12 protein-coding genes are annotated in these 14,750 nt (G+C 50.5%); 2 read left to right on the top strand and 10 right to left on the bottom strand.

Annotated features, from left to right (window positions below; genetic code table 11):
• Window positions 1-204: 204 nt before the first annotated feature.
• The 5 genes from NT002_11580 to NT002_11560 form a co-directional block, all read right to left on the bottom strand.
• Window positions 205-3,084 carry a hypothetical protein gene (locus NT002_11580; GenBank protein ID MCX6829904.1) on the bottom strand — a complete coding sequence of 960 codons (2,880 nt, stop codon included), beginning with the start codon at window positions 3,082-3,084 and terminating at the stop codon, window positions 205-207.
• 405 nt (window positions 3,085-3,489) lie between these two features.
• Window positions 3,490-4,056, bottom strand: coding sequence for an NAD(P)H-dependent oxidoreductase (locus NT002_11575; protein MCX6829903.1), 567 nt, complete (start codon window positions 4,054-4,056; stop codon window positions 3,490-3,492).
• A gap of 13 nt (window positions 4,057-4,069) precedes the next feature.
• Window positions 4,070-5,479, bottom strand: coding sequence for a M48 family metallopeptidase (locus NT002_11570; protein MCX6829902.1), 1,410 nt, complete (start codon window positions 5,477-5,479; stop codon window positions 4,070-4,072).
• Between the two features lie 64 nt (window positions 5,480-5,543).
• Complete coding sequence (locus NT002_11565) at window positions 5,544-6,101, bottom strand: LemA family protein (GenBank protein MCX6829901.1); 558 nt, start codon at window positions 6,099-6,101, stop codon at window positions 5,544-5,546.
• Window positions 6,102-6,122: 21 nt separating this feature from the next.
• The gene (locus tag NT002_11560; GenBank protein MCX6829900.1) at window positions 6,123-6,509 is read right to left on the bottom strand and encodes a zf-TFIIB domain-containing protein; all 387 of its coding nucleotides are present in this window, start codon (window positions 6,507-6,509) and stop codon (window positions 6,123-6,125) included.
• A 224-nt stretch (window positions 6,510-6,733) separates the two neighbouring features.
• On the opposite strand from NT002_11560, the gene NT002_11555 reads away from it, so the two are divergent.
• Together NT002_11555 and NT002_11550 are read left to right on the top strand one after the other, a co-directional pair.
• Window positions 6,734-8,152: a radical SAM protein gene (locus NT002_11555; GenBank protein MCX6829899.1), complete on the top strand. Its 1,419-nt coding sequence runs from the start codon at window positions 6,734-6,736 to the stop codon at window positions 8,150-8,152.
• A 305-nt stretch (window positions 8,153-8,457) separates the two neighbouring features.
• Window positions 8,458-8,931 carry a hypothetical protein gene (locus NT002_11550; protein MCX6829898.1) on the top strand — a complete coding sequence of 158 codons (474 nt, stop codon included), beginning with the start codon at window positions 8,458-8,460 and terminating at the stop codon, window positions 8,929-8,931.
• A gap of 208 nt (window positions 8,932-9,139) precedes the next feature.
• On the opposite strand, the gene NT002_11545 is transcribed toward NT002_11550, so the two are convergent.
• From NT002_11545 to NT002_11525, 5 genes are all read right to left on the bottom strand, one after another.
• Window positions 9,140-10,603, bottom strand: a complete 1,464-nt coding sequence (locus NT002_11545; protein MCX6829897.1) for an ABC transporter permease — start codon at window positions 10,601-10,603, stop codon at window positions 9,140-9,142.
• Complete coding sequence (locus tag NT002_11540; GenBank protein MCX6829896.1) at window positions 10,600-11,316, bottom strand: ABC transporter ATP-binding protein; 717 nt, start codon at window positions 11,314-11,316, stop codon at window positions 10,600-10,602. Before NT002_11540 ends, NT002_11545 begins: the two co-directional genes overlap by 4 nt.
• 188 nt (window positions 11,317-11,504) lie before the next feature.
• On the bottom strand, window positions 11,505-12,266 hold the full coding sequence (locus tag NT002_11535) for a DUF726 domain-containing protein (GenBank protein ID MCX6829895.1): 762 nt from the start codon (window positions 12,264-12,266) through the stop codon (window positions 11,505-11,507).
• 107 nt (window positions 12,267-12,373) lie between these two features.
• Window positions 12,374-13,072, bottom strand: a complete 699-nt coding sequence (locus NT002_11530; protein ID MCX6829894.1) for a hypothetical protein — start codon at window positions 13,070-13,072, stop codon at window positions 12,374-12,376.
• Between the two features lie 242 nt (window positions 13,073-13,314).
• Entirely contained in the window at window positions 13,315-14,745 is a 1,431-nt protein-coding gene (locus NT002_11525; protein MCX6829893.1) for a sodium:solute symporter, read from the bottom strand.
• Between the last annotated feature and the right edge of the window lie 5 nt (window positions 14,746-14,750).

The following is a 14,750-nucleotide window of genomic DNA, read 5'->3' as shown; positions in this document are numbered from 1 at the left end:
TCTTGCACCGGCTTGGCAGTTTGCACAACCGCCGGTTTAACCGGAGTCGTGCCCTCCTTGACCGGCCGGGGTGCTTTGGCATCAGAATCGGCCACAGCCAAAACAAAGAATAGGACTGCGAGTACTAATATATACAGCGTTTTTTGTTTCATATCATTCCCTCAAGAAAAGTAACGTCTATGTCAATATCATGCATTAAATATTTCAATTCCCAATGATCAGCCATTTAATACCATTGGAAACAATGGTTACCCACATCATTGAAGCGACCGGATATGTGAGAGCTCCATCAATTAACTCCACTCCGTTGGCATCGACTGTCACAATTATCCCCACGCCTCCAGTATTCTTTATGGTATAAATCCTGCCGGTGATTCCTACGGCTGTCGGTAGGGTAATGGTGAGATTCGCTGTGCCTTCGATGATGCAGTTGGAAGATGTCGCCACGATACTTGCGGCGGTCGACTGAAAGCCAACTGCAATCGAACCATTATCATGCAATGTCGAATGCGGGGCGTTGGTCATGATCCCGGTATTGCCGGCGGCATGAATAAGAAATTGGTTTGGGGCCGTTGATGCAAAAATGCCGGCGGCATTATCGTTCCAGACGAATGAACCGTCGTGAAGGGACTGCGCCTGCTGTCCTGCGGCCAGCGAAAAACGTCCATTGGCACGATTATCATTACCGCCCGGGATTACTGAACAATGACCGAGAGTCATATTGTTTTTTCCGCCGCCAATGCCGGCAAAGGATCCAGCAGCTGTGTTATTTTGGCCGCCGAGGATAGCGCCGCCGGAGTCTGTTATCCTATTATCATTACCGCCCGCGACCGTTCCCCAAATGGCGTTGGTATTTATATAGTGTTCATTACCACCCCCAACTGTGCCATATTCGGCCAACACCGTATCAAGCTCGCCGCCGGCAATTGTCCCGGCATAATCGGTCACCCGATTGTAATTGCCACCGCCAATTGTCGCGTACGGGGCAGAAGTTTCTGTGATGTTGTAATATCCACCGCTGATGGTGGCTCCAATATCGTTCGCCGCATTAAAATGACCACCGCTGATTGTCCCGCTCAGAGCGCCTGCGGCCACATAGTTGCTGTCGCCGCCGCCGATGGTTGATTTTATACCCGCGGCCTGATTTTCATATCCTCCGCCAATGGTGGACATATAGCCCTGCGCATAATTCCGCAGGCCGCCGCTTATAGAAGCATATGCTCCTTCGGAAAGAGTACCTCCCGAAACCCCGGCCTCATTGCCCGAGCCGCCCCCAATGGCAGTACCCAAATCATAAGCCTTATTTTTTTCACCGCCCCCAACAAAACCGATGGCGCCGTAGACTTCATTCATGTAACCACCGGCAATTGTGGCAAGGCGCGCTTCGTCCCCAGCGGGAACGTTGCCATTTCCAATAACGTTGGAGTGACCGCCTCCTATCGTTGTGTAATGACCTATGGCTTGGTTACTAACCCCGCCGCCGACAACTGCCGACTGGTAGTTCTGGCCGCTTCTTCCCGTAGTACTGTTAAGTCCAAGATTAACATGAGTATTCCTAGCGGTTCCATACATTCTGCCGGCAGTAAAATTGTCATGTCTGGCAATACCCCAGGCGCCATGGGTTTCCAAAACTTCTGTTGGGCCGGCTGAAGGCTCTTTATCCCAATCGTCATCAGAGGCGACAGCGCCAATATCCTTCCATTCGGCTGTGCCAGTGGCATCGATTGAAGTCAAGACCCGATTGGCCGCGGCACTGCCGCCGCGTATTCTAATCTTATCAACAATATCAAGAGAGACAGAAGGATTATTGACTCCAATTCCCACACCCCCTGTGGCCCGAATAAGAAATTGGTCCGGACCGGTTGATGAAAAATCGGCGTTAGTATGGTCTGCCCATACAAAGGTACCATGATGATTAGTAAGGACTTTCGCTCTAAATCCAGCAGCATAGGAGTAGTTCCCCGCTGCTTTATTAAAAGCTCCGCCGAGTGCAATTGAAAACCATGCTGCCGCTTCATTGTTCGATCCACCGGGTATAGTTGAAGCATACGCTGTTGCACGGTTGTTATATCCACCGCCTATTGCCGAGAAAAGCCCAAGTGCCTGATTTTCTCTTCCGCCACTAATTGTGGAGTATGAGGGCGTACCGCCGGGGGATCCCGCGATATTTCGAACGCCTCCCCCAATAGTCGACCAAGCACCATTTGAAGTATTTTCGAGCCCTCCCGCAATCGTCTGGAATCCGGAATTATTGGGGTTAGCAGCTATATGATTATGATAACCACCGCCGATAAAGGAGTATTGCGCAGCCACAACATTATTGCAGCCGCCTACAATAGCTGCAAAATTGCTTAGTGCCTTGTTGCACGCGCCCCAGCCAACGCCGCTGCCTACGAATGTAGCCGAGTTATTCTTGCCGCCTACCACTATGCCTGTCGGGCTGTCACAATTCGCAGGGGGGTGGAACAGATCCGTAATCGGGAATTCAATAGCCTGCTCGAAACTAGGACTCGGAGGGGGAATGGTAGTATCAACAGTAGTGTCAGGACTAATAGCGGCGCTCACTAAGTTGCCGTATCCCCCGGCAATCGATCCATAGTCACCTAAGACAGTGTTGCTATCGCCGGCAACAAATGTGAATTCTCCCGAATCAACATTCTGGCTCCCCGGATTGAAACCGTCGACACAACTTGCCTGCACCGCAAAGGGTGTCGTGGTAAACATGGATCGCGCGGCCATTTCGGCATTCCCCCCTACTTTGATCCCCAGCCATCTGCCGGGAGGATAACTGTGGAGGAATAGATTTTCATCCCAGTTACCGGGGCTCATTGACCCAAGTTTGACCGTGAACAAGCCGTTGGCCACGTTCACGGCCGGATATGTTTCAGACCAGATTGCCACCCCGCCGACTGAATCCGTGTAGATGGAAAATGTAATTGATACCGTCGTGTCCAGCGGATTGCCCGAGGAATTGGTCAGTCGCCCCTGGTAATTGATTAAGCTTGGTACCCCGGCCGTGACCATCGCCGCCATGACCAGCATCCCAATTGTGAGCAAAACGCTCGTTAACAAGATCCGTTTCATCTTGTCCCTCCTTAGGGTTTGATTTTAGGATATCATAACCCGTGACGCCCCCTGATAGGCCGCGCCCGAAGGCCAACGCTGCATTCTCAAAAGGTCTGTCGCAAGTCGGTTGTTGTCACAGGGAGCGCCCGGTGCTCATCTGTCCTCGGTCCCTTCACGGGCTACTCCCAACCTGGACCTATAGCGGGCCGTATCGGGCCTGCCTTACAAGAAATTTTTGATATACTTTTCTCTCAAAACGAAAAAAATAGCTGCAATGCAATGATGAGATGAATTCTCGTTGATGTCTAACTCTTAGTCTAAAGTAGAATATAGGCCAAGCCCATTGCCCTGTCAAGTCTTTTCTCAAACAATTTTTGCGGGGAAACTCATTGTCAGGTGCGCCCGCCGCGGCCCGTTATTGATCTATAATGACTTATTTTTCTGCACGGTGACAGCCTCGGTGAACCAAAGCAGCTCTTCAATGAAAGATGCTGCCGACTTTTCATATATTGGATCCGCCGGTGTGCCGTCGTCGGCAAAACTCTCCTGCACTTTCAGAATCGGCAGCCCCACCGGAATCGGCCATGCACCCATCTGCAGGAAAACCAACCGCAACTGCGCCAGGCAATTCAGCCCTCCAAACGGCCCGCCGGAAACCGAGACAATTCCTATCGGCTTTCTTTTCCACTCCGACTGAAGATAATCGATACAGTTCTTAAGTACACCCGGATAGCCGCTGTTGTACTCCGGCGAGACAACGACAACGGCATCGGCCCCAATAATCTTGTCGGCGAACTCCTGAAGCCGCGGCGGCGGATCATCACGAAACTTCAAACGCTCTTCCATGATCGGGAGATTGTACTCCAGAAGGTCGAGAATCTCCGTTTCAATCTTGCCGGTCCTTTTCATTCTATCATATATAAACCGTGCCACCTTGGGGCTTTGCCGCCCGCGACGGGTACTTCCCAGTATGATGGGGATTGAAAACATATGAATCTTCTCTCTATTTAATGACTGTTTCGCGGCCGCATTTGCCGCAAGTGACAGAAGTACTCTCCGAAGTCGGTGACACCTGAAGCGTATTCCCGCAGGCGCAGGCAAATGACTCCCATCCTCTTCCCTTGCGCGTGTAATTGGAAAGGGGCTGCGCAGCGCTCTGCGTGACCGTATCCAGAACCGCACCTACCGTGGCGAGTTCGGCGACCGGGACGGAGACGGTACGTCCGCAGCGCGGGCAGGGAAGTGACGCTTTCTTGAAATCGGGCGGCACCTTTATTTTCAGACCACAGAGACAGGTCAGAAAGAGAAAACCGTTGATGGCACGGGTAAGATCGCCCAGGTCGGTCCGTTTCGGTTTCTTCAATGGCTCCGCTCCCGCACCGGAAGCCGGACGTATCGGAATCGGCGTCGTGTCTTTCAAACCCGAGGCCGGTATCACCCGTGCACCTTTTCCCTTGACCGCACCAAAGGCTTCCTGATAGGCAATCAGACTTGCCCCCTGCGAAATGGCCCGCAGGATTCTAATTCGTTCCGAAATAGGCGGGTGAGTGCTGGTCCAGTCAGCCATCTTCATCCCTTTTGCTTTAAGGGGATTGACAATATAGAGCGGTGCCGTCGCTTTGCTCACACGCCGCATATCCTCGGAGCTTGTGGATATTTTTTCCAGGGCCGAAGCGAGCCCCTCCGGATAGCGTGTCAACCTCACCGCCGAGGCATCCGCCAGATACTCCCGCCGACGCGAAATGGCGAAATAGAGAAGCCGGGCCAGGATAGGCGCCAGTATGGCAAAGACGATGGCGACAATCATGATTATCGCCTGCCCCCCGTCCTTGGAATCGCCCGAACGGTACCGTCGCGACGACCCGCCCGAAAACCAGAGCCCGTGCAGGAATACCTCCGATATAAGTACAATCCCCCCCAGCATGACACCGGCGAAAGTCATGAACAGAATATCGCGGTTGAGAATGTGCGAGGTTTCGTGGGCGATCACTCCCTGAAGTTCATCCCGGTTCATGCGCGAGAGAAGTCCGGTCGTGACCGCAATAGCTGCTTTTTCCGGCTTGCGTCCGGTGGCGAAGGCATTGGGCGCCGCCTCATCAATGACATAGATCTTCGGCATCGCCGGAAGACTCCCGGCGATTTTCATCTCCTCGACAATATTAAAAAGCTGTGGATGAATGTCGCGGGTTATCTCCCGCGCGCCGCTGCTGGAGAGCACAATCGAATCCCCGGCAAAAAAACTGATCAGCGACAGCACCAGCCATAGCGCCAGCGCAATGGTGATTCCTGCTGCGCCGCCGTTCTTGGGCATATAGGCGGCGCCAATGAAGTACCCCAGGAGCACCAGGCAGCACCCCATCAGTACAAATAAAACCAGCGATTTGGTCCTATTCTGTTGAATTAATTCCCACATGCCGCTGTCTTCCTCTCAAGCGCCCATTTCATCACTATAAAAAACCTCATTCTATTCAATGGGTTTAGGAAAAACTGACCTTCGGGGCTTCACGCTCCCCTTTGTCCTCCACCTCAAAGAATTCCGACTGCTGGAATCCAAACATCCCGGCAATCACACTGGAGGGAAACATCTGAATCTTGTTGTTATAGTACAGGACTTGATCATTGTATGCCTGCCGCGAAAAAGCAATCTTGTTCTCGGTCGAGGTCAACTCTTCCTGCAGAGCCAGGAAATTCTGGTTGGCCTTCAGGTCGGGATAATTTTCGACGACCAGGAAAAACTTACTCATGGCGCCGCTCAGTTCCCCCTCGGCCTTGGCTTTGTCGCCGACCGTCTCGGCGCTCATCGCCCGGCTGCGGGCCGCCGTGATATTTTCCAGCGTCGTCCGCTCATGCACCATATAACCTTTGACCGTTTCCATCAGATTCGGTATCAAATCGTGTCGCCGTTTTAATTGGACATCAATCTGCGACCAGGCATTCTTCACCTGATTGCGAAGCCGTACCAGCGTGTTGTACATGCCGATCAGAACAAAAACCAGCACGACCAACAGACCCAGAATAATAAGCAATGATGACATCGCTACCTTCCTTTCCACTATTTACTTATTCTTGAACATCTCTCTCAATAAACCGTGCACCTTGCTATGGCGGTCGGTATCGAACAAATGCAGAATCTGCTCCAGCTCTCCTTTATCAAACCATAAACCATGTCCTTGCGGGCATTTATCCAGGCGGACTTCCACCGATTTCCCGACCGTTACATATTCCATCTTTTTCAGGCAAATGGGGCAGTTACGATCGCTCCGTTTATGCGCGGCTCCCTTCGCCATTTCTCCCAGCATCTCCCTGACCTCCCGCGGATTTTCGAGAATCGCCTCCAGTTCACCGGAATCAAGCCAGGTGCCGCCGCAGGCAAGACAATGGTCGATTTCGACTTCATCCAGTTCCAGAACTACCATCGGCTCATTGCAGACTATACAATTCATACCCTTATCCTTCTCAGTTGGCCAAAAGCAACAATATCAAGATGCAACGAATTTGTCAACTGATTCCCGCAGGACAGATAAAATCAACTTTCCTTTCCCTGTCACAATCCGGTTAGGCATTGACTGTTTTACGCTTCGAGCTTATATTTGTTACGATATTGGCCGTGAGATTGATGTATTTTGCCGGCGGATAACAGTCGGAACACCTGAGGAGAGAGTTGGCTATGCCGTCCATGCTGCTTGTTTACCCATCAAGTTATAATTATCCGACCGCCTGGGATAAGGTCAAAATTAAGTCCTCACAACTCCTCCTGGCCTCTTATCTGGCACAGTTTTATCCGGTGGAATATGCGGATTTTGAAATAAGTATCGCCCGCCCTGCCAGCAATGTGCAAACCAAACGGTTCGAGCGGAAGGTAAGGGAATATCTTGCGACTCGCCGTTTCGATATTCTGGCTCTTTCCTGCTGGACCAGCCTGTCATACAAAGCCACGATCGCCGTCGCCCGGATCGCCCGCGAGCTCTATCCCAATTGTCTTATGGTCGTCGGCGGCTATCATCCCTCGGCCCGTCCGGGTGATTTCTTCAGCAAAGACAGGATAATCGATTATGTAATCCGCGGCGAGGGGGAACTGGCCATGCGCGACATTGCCCAATCTCTCTCCACGGCCGGAAGACCCGCAGAAACCAAAATCGTGGACTCCCCAACTCTTTATCCGGAGCAGTTTGTCGATATCAATTGGGAACTCTCCGACCCGATCGTAAAAGATGCCTTTCCCGATGGTGTCGGCGATCTGGCCATCTATCTTTCCCGTGGCTGTCCCTTTTCCTGCAGTTTTTGCATGGAATCGCTCAAGGATCACCATTGGCGGCCTTATTCTCCGGAGGCAGCGATTGAACAGATACAACTCGGCGCGGAGCATAACCGTGCTTATGCCATCGCTATCGGTGACGCCTGTTTCGGAGTCCGCCCTTCTTGGCGTAAAGAATTCTTCCGGAGACTGATCGACCTCAAACCATCTTACTGGATTACGTTCGAAACCCGCCCGGAATACCTTGATGAGGAGGATATCAAGCTTCTATCACAGCTCAAAGTCGCCATCGAAATCGGATTGGAGAGCTGTTCGCCGACCATGCTCCGAATAATGAACAAGACCCGCACCCCCGATAAATTCCTGGCCTCCTTCCGGAAAATGAGCCGGCTTCTCAATAACTATGGCATAATTCATGTGGCCAATCTTATCCTGAATCATCCCGGTGAGACACAGCAGACCCTGGAGGAGAGTTTTGCCTTTGTGGATGAGGAATCAAAGATCAATCAATCCAGTCTTATCTGGGCCTGCCATGATTACATGCATTTCCCCGGAAGCGACATCGACCGGCGGCAGGAATTCTATGAGCAGGAGTACGGTACAGTTTTTCTCCACCCCAACTGGTGGCATGAGGACGAGGATATTCTGGGCACCAGCCGCAATATATATCCTTCACGCGATCTGACCGGCGAGCGGGCCCGCCTCTGGCGGCAAATGTATAACGAGCGCGAGCGGCGTCTCAAGGATTGCCTGACTGATGCGGCGTTCAAATTCGGCGCCGACTCTTTCTTTCCCCGCTGGCGCGACGACCCTCGCTTTGGGACGTTATGAATTTTCCGGAAATATAAATTAATATGGCGCCTACAAAAACCCTGATGCGCCGGATTAAACTGGTCTGTAATATACAGCGGCTGAGTCGCTGAAGGGTGACTTGACCCTCTTTTCATATCGGATAGTCATTCGTTATTATCAATCAGTAAACCTATGTTATGTCGGTATTATATGACTCTAATCTTGTCCAGTTTTCGCCCTCATCCGCAGAAATCGGAAATTTTCCTGCCTGAAATTGCTTGACATCCCTTGTATATCCATTTATATAGGAGTATTATCTGAAACTCAAGAGACAAAGGATTCTGATGAAAACTTCAATGTTAATTACGGGATTCATTTTATTGTTAACCCTTCTGATTGGAATTGGTTGCGGCGATGATGATAAGAAAATCACCAATCCCGAATATACCATTCCCTCAAATCTTGTCGGCACGTGGTGGTATCACTCAGGCACGCAGGACGGGGTTCCGATAGGATCATTTGCCGAGATCAGCATGACCGATACTTCCCAGGCAGGATCTGTTACATTTCACTCCAACGATACATGGAACAGCGCCGAGACCTACAACAGCCAGGTAGTCTTTACCCGGAGCGGGACTTTATGGGTCAAGAGCGATACTCTTAAGATCATAATGAAAATTACCAACGGCATCCCGGAACCGACAATTGATACATCCTCCGGTATTTGGAATATAACAGGCGATACGCTAATCTTGATGAATGTAATCGATCTTGGATCCGATACTTTCACGGTTGTAATAAAGTATCTTCCGGAATAATCCTGAGTGGCAACTCCGGCCTTATTAAGGCTACAATCGAGACTGGAACGGGAGTTATAGAATATGACAGGTCGGAAACCCGGCGTTTTCGATCTCTTTTACATTGCACGATAACATCTCCTCTTTCAGCGATATTGCCGCGAGGGATCTTTTGGCAATTGGCACTCCAGTTTAATGATTTTCCGAAATGAAAGAATTTATGGCAGCACTAGTCGTTTCTCAACGCCTCGACCGGATCGACATGCGCCGCCCGACCGGCCGGGTATGCGCCTGCCAGAAGACTCACCCCGATACCGATCGCCAGTGCGATTAGAATCAACCAGAGCGGGAGAGCAAAGAGTTCCATCGGCGGGATTCCCTCGCGCTGCATTACGATATGCGCCATGCCCGAGGCCACTCTGGTGATAACCCACCCGAAAAATATCCCGGCGGATGCGCCGATGGCGCCGATCACACCCGATTCGACCAGAAAGAGGAAACGAATGTCGCTGTCATCCGCGCCCAACGACTTGAGGACCCCAATCTCACGTTTCCGCTCCAGAATCGACATTACCATGGTATTGATTATTCCCAGCGAGGCGGTAACCAGTGCAATCAATCCGATTACCCCCAGGGCTAGGTCGAAATAGAAAAAGAATTTTTGTATCTCGCTGAACTGTTCGGCAAAACTGAACGCACGGAACCCCATCGCCTCGACCGAATCTTTTACAAGCTTGAACGGCACTCGTGGGTCAAGGTCCAGTGTCACCTGACTGAAACTTCGGGCGTCGGTTTCACCCTCCGCCGGCAAAAGTGTGCCGCTGCTCATGGCGGTAAAAAGCTCGGCCGGATCGCTGCTGAAACCGGAACTGCTGAACTTGAGCGCTGTGGCGGTCGGCACGATTATCGGCTCGATCCGCAATCCCCCCATATGCTCCTGCCCCAGAACGCCGCAGATAGTAAAAGTGTCGCGGATTTCATCGCGGGCATTCAGGAACCCGTTCAGGAATCTTCTGATGGCACCGTTCACTTCCCCCCGAATAGTCCGCTGTCGATACGACTCATAGCGCAACGAGTCAAAAGCTATTTTCTCTAAACGGTCGCGCACTGTCTTCCCCTCATCCGCCAGAATATGGGCCAGGCCACTATCGATACTTGAAACCCGCATGGCGAGCACCAATTTTTTGCCGAGGACGGAATCGGGACTGCCTAACTTCAGAGTGTCCAGCAGCCATTTGGTCACCAGAACCTCGCGGGCGCTGTCATCGGCAAACGGTTCACCGGCCAGAATTCCCGAAAAAAGCTTTGTCCGGAGCGCCTCGGTGCCAAGCGCTTGTGCTTTGCTTGTTATGACCGAATCATCAACCGTCGCCGTAACCGTGAATGCATCATAAGGGTAAGCCAGGTTGACCCCATGCAACTGCGACAACTTCTCCAACGCCGTCTGATCGAGAACAGCCGCCTTGGAGGAATTTTCGTTTTCCGTGTTCTTTTTGGGATAGACCTGCATGGTCGAAAAAAGCCCCAGCTTGTCAAATTGCTCGGTGATATATTTCTGGTTGCCCGCCCCAAACGAAAGCATCGACACAAAAGCGGCAATGGCGATCACCACGCCGGAGGTGGTCAGAAAAGTCCGCAGTTTCATGCGGAGCAGATTTCCGATCGAAACCGCCAGTTTATCGCGGAAAGTCACAGGGCACCGTCCCGTTCGATTGTCTTTGCACCGGCATCAACAAGACGTCCGTAATTCATCCGGAAGGTTGTCCCGGCATATTGCTGCGCCAGTTCAAGGTTATGCGTGACCATTACCACGGTCAGGCCCTTACCGTTCAAACTCTTTATTAATTCTATAATCTGCAGGGCATTATCATGGTCGAGATTCCCGGTCGGTTCGTCGGCAAAGAGGATTTCCGGTTCCTTCACAATCGCCCGCGCCATCGCCACCCGTTGCTGCTCGCCGCCGGAAAGGTCAGCCGGGCGATGTGTCAGCCGGTCGGCCAGACCCAGTTGTTCCAGAATAGCGGTTGCTTTTCGCTTCCTTTCCCGATGCGGCGTATCATTGAAATAGAGCGCTGCTTCCACATTCTGCAATGCAGTATAATGCGATATTAGATTGAACGACTGAAAGACCATCCCCACTTTATGTGCCCGATAGGCTGCCAACTGACCGCGCGATAAGTCGTACAGGGATTCCTCCGCCAGCGTCACTCCGCCCGAGGTTGGTGTATCCAGCCCGGCCAGAAGATTCAGCAGGGTCGATTTCCCCGAGCCGGAGGCGCCGACCACCGCGACAAAATTGCCCCGTTCGATATTGATCGTGACACCATCAAGCGCCTTAACCTCATACCGCCCGCGCCGGTAATACCGGCAGAGGTCTCTGGCCTTTAACCAGGGATTATCAGACATAATTAAAGCGGATATTCAATTCTTATATAATTCATGGGCATAATATATGGATAAATCATTGATAAACAAGGGCACTTGGGGAATCTCCCTGAATTATGGTTGACCTATGAAAGAAATGCTATTCACATTCTATTACGCAGATGCAATTGCAAAATGGTCGTGCAGATTAATAAAATTAACTATTATTCTTATAAGGATATTGTACCGCAGTATGAATTAATTACATTGGGAGGCTGCAATTCCCATTCGTCATTTCTTCGTTCAGGGAATTTACGAAATTTCTGATCACCAAGAAATAATTTGAAACTTTGCCAAATATCTTCGTTTCCCCAATATTCGGAATGTCTAAGCCAGGTGTTTTCACTCTGCCCTTTCCAGACTCCTTGTGGCCCGCCTTCAAGTCCAATTGCAACTGGGAAAAAACCTTCGCGCGCCACTGTCTGACCGGATGGAAAAAACCATCGGAGTGTAGTGTCATTTGTAGAATAGAACACAGCCTGACGCCCTGTATTTACTATCACCGGCATGAAGGGGCTATCTGGCGGAAGGAGCATATAGACTGGCACGGCAGCACCCATAAGACACAGTTTCGCATTAAAGGCAAGTTTAAGATGACCCGCTTTTATGAGCTCACCGACCGTTTCGAAGACAAGGCGGCAACCCAGCGAATGCGCCACAAAAACAATTTCCTGTCCGCCCGCGACATTATTTCTCAGATATTTTGAGAGCAAGGTAGCAGCCTTTTTCGCTTTGTCTATCTGCAAAGGATAACTGAATAATGAAAGGACCCTATTGTTGTGGTTTCCTGGCCAGTGAAATTTCCAGATCGAGTTCAGTAAGTTCGTCGAATTATTGGTTTTCTTCAATTGAGTAACAAATGCAGAATAGGAATCAGTCGCTTTTTTCTGAGATACATTATATCCGTGGATCAGAATAATCATTCTATTCATAATGAACTTCTGATTCCCGAATGGCTGAACACTGTCGGCCAATTCTGAACTATGTTCGTCTTTCCTTACAGATATCTCATTGCAGCGCAACTCCGACTCCGAATCCATCATCTGCGTACCCTTTCCACGGCTGCCACAATATCGCGTGCAATAGAAGCGGCATATCCCGCGAATATCGCCGTCGCAAAATATATAATGTAGAATCCAACATCTTCACTCTTAAATATGGAAAATCTGCTCATCAGCAGAGCACTCAAGACTATGGCCGCCAATTTCAAATAAAATCGCCACCTATATCCAACAGAAACCTGAAGGGAATCAATATTCCTCTGAATAGCATGGCCAACCCTGTTTCGACTTTCAATTAAAGCATCTTGATTCCCCTCTGTAGACAAGGGGCTCTTTTTCAGTTCTATATATTTTTCCACACTTGCCTTGCTCTGTTCATCTGATCCTACAAATGCGAAAAGCAATTCTTCATTTTTATCCGGATAACTGAGCGCCACCTGTGCCGCTGTGGCTATCTGCCCGCATAATTGCTCCAATGGCAACTTAAATAGGGATTTTGCATTTCCCGACGTTGAAAGTGATATCAAGTTATCAAAAATATGGCAATTACGCGGGCCTTCGATATTATTCCTATTGCACAGGCCCCCGCCATGCAACCACTTATGCACCGAAAAACTATGAAATATGCTTCGGACTGACACCTTGAAGAGCTGAATTATTGCCATGACGATCACGCCGATCGCACAAGCATTTATGGCATAAGGCAAAACCAGATTCAGAATCTTAGCATCGTTCATTGCGATAATCTCCTTTTGGTAATAGAAATCCAATGTCAATATATTATAATATATTGCGGCAGTCAATAGACGAGCTAGGAATTCAAGCAATCGTCCTTTTGCAAATTCGGTTCTGATAGGTCAAAAGCCCGCCGCCGATGGACGCTTTCGACATTTTTCGCACTTACCCCGCCCGCCAATCGAGTTTCCTCAGGGCCGCTATGTATTGAACAACGGGTTACCCGCAGAGAATGAATCTCTCCCTATTTTATCTGCCTATACAAGAGACTTACCACCGGATTAACCACCAGCGATGTTATCATGCCGATCGTTCCCGCCTGCGGTGAGGGCATGCCGGTGGCATAAAGCACAATACAGACACCCAGGCCGAGAAATGATGATGCGATCGCGCCCACCTTATTCATACGTTTCGACAGAAGTCCCCAAAAGAAGGGACCAAGGAAGGTCGAGCCGACCGCCCCCCAGGATATCCCCAGTATGGCTACGATGGTTGCCGGCTTATAATAGGCGAATATTACCGAAAGGATTATGAACAGGGAGCTGAAAATCCGCATATACAGGGTCAGCTTCTTATCCGAAACATTTTTGTTTATGAATCCGGCATAGATGTCTTTGGCGATCGATGAACTGGATAACAGAACCAGCGCCGCCAGAGTCGACATCGAGGCCGATAGAATCAGAAGCAGCATCAGGATGGAAAGTGACGGCGGGATTACATTGGTCAGCAACTCCGGCATGAGAGCATCGAAAATCGGTTTGCCGTCTTTGAATGCCGCAGGTGCGTTTTCGGGCGATAACAGGACCCGGCCGGTGGCGCCGGCAAAATAGGCGGCGCTCCCGATGAGAACGGCAAATAAGGTTGATGCCCCCATCCCAATTCGAATCGCTCTGCGGTCTTTGATGGCGTAAAATTTCTGCACCAGTTGCGGCATGGCAAAAGGGGCCACACTGGTCAGAAAGACCAGGGAAAACAACGGCCAGAATCCCGGCGGTCCGACAATTTCGGTCAATTTGGGGTTAATCAAAGTCAGTTTGTCGTTCAGGGCTCCTAGCCCTCCGGCCGCACCGGCCGTGCTGGCCAGAAGAACCGCCGAACCGGCCGCCATAATTATCCCAAAGATAACATCGATCATGGTCATTGATTTATAACCGCCCATGACCATATATAGAGCGGTAAATCCTCCCATAAACAGCAGCGCCCCGGAATATGCGATATCAAAATTGACCTGAAAAAGATAAGCCAGTCCGATAAACACGGCCGCCGAATAAGGAATGAAAAAAACAAAAATCGCTATCGAGCTGAAGAGCTTGAAAAATGGGCTGTCATATCGTTTTTCAAAGTACTCCGGCATGGTCTGAACCTGATAGTCAATCGACATCTGCTTGATCCGATGTCCCATAAGCCACCAGACCCCGAGCACCCCGATGAGGGCATTCCCGACTACTATCCATAGCCCTGAAAGCCCGAAATCCCAACCCACTTTCCCGGCAAAACCGATAAAGAGTACCGCCGAAAAATAGGCTGCGCCGTAAGTGAAAGCGGTCATGAAAGGGCCGATTGTTCCGCCCCCAAGAAAATAATCCGAAAAAGAACGCGTCCGCCGGAATCCGATAATCCCGACAATCACGGTCATTAGTGCAAAAGCAGAGATGACGATTATTCTTGCCAGCATATCAA

Source organism: Candidatus Zixiibacteriota bacterium, from assembly GCA_026397505.1.
Classification (GTDB): domain Bacteria; phylum Zixibacteria; class MSB-5A5; order GN15; family PGXB01; genus JAPLUR01.
Note: the sequence above shows the minus strand (reverse complement) of the source record. Positions and strands in the feature narration are given on the sequence as shown.

What these genes read in the sequence shown, in the direction of transcription:
- NT002_11580 (MCX6829904.1), bottom strand. Translation starts at nt 3,084, where the DNA reads ATGAAACGGATCTTGTTAACGAGCGTTTTGCTCACAATTGGGATGCTG.
- NT002_11575 (MCX6829903.1), bottom strand. Translation starts at nt 4,056, where the DNA reads ATGTTTTCAATCCCCATCATACTGGGAAGTACCCGTCGCGGGCGGCAA.
- NT002_11570 (MCX6829902.1), bottom strand. Translation starts at nt 5,479, where the DNA reads ATGTGGGAATTAATTCAACAGAATAGGACCAAATCGCTGGTTTTATTT.
- NT002_11565 (MCX6829901.1), bottom strand. Translation starts at nt 6,101, where the DNA reads ATGTCATCATTGCTTATTATTCTGGGTCTGTTGGTCGTGCTGGTTTTT.
- NT002_11560 (MCX6829900.1), bottom strand. Translation starts at nt 6,509, where the DNA reads ATGAATTGTATAGTCTGCAATGAGCCGATGGTAGTTCTGGAACTGGAT.
- NT002_11555 (MCX6829899.1), top strand. Translation starts at nt 6,734, where the DNA reads ATGCCGTCCATGCTGCTTGTTTACCCATCAAGTTATAATTATCCGACC.
- NT002_11550 (MCX6829898.1), top strand. Translation starts at nt 8,458, where the DNA reads ATGAAAACTTCAATGTTAATTACGGGATTCATTTTATTGTTAACCCTT.
- NT002_11540 (MCX6829896.1), bottom strand. Translation starts at nt 11,316, where the DNA reads ATGTCTGATAATCCCTGGTTAAAGGCCAGAGACCTCTGCCGGTATTAC.
- NT002_11535 (MCX6829895.1), bottom strand. Translation starts at nt 12,266, where the DNA reads ATGAATAGAATGATTATTCTGATCCACGGATATAATGTATCTCAGAAA.
- NT002_11530 (MCX6829894.1), bottom strand. Translation starts at nt 13,072, where the DNA reads ATGAACGATGCTAAGATTCTGAATCTGGTTTTGCCTTATGCCATAAAT.
- NT002_11525 (MCX6829893.1), bottom strand. Translation starts at nt 14,745, where the DNA reads ATGCTGGCAAGAATAATCGTCATCTCTGCTTTTGCACTAATGACCGTG.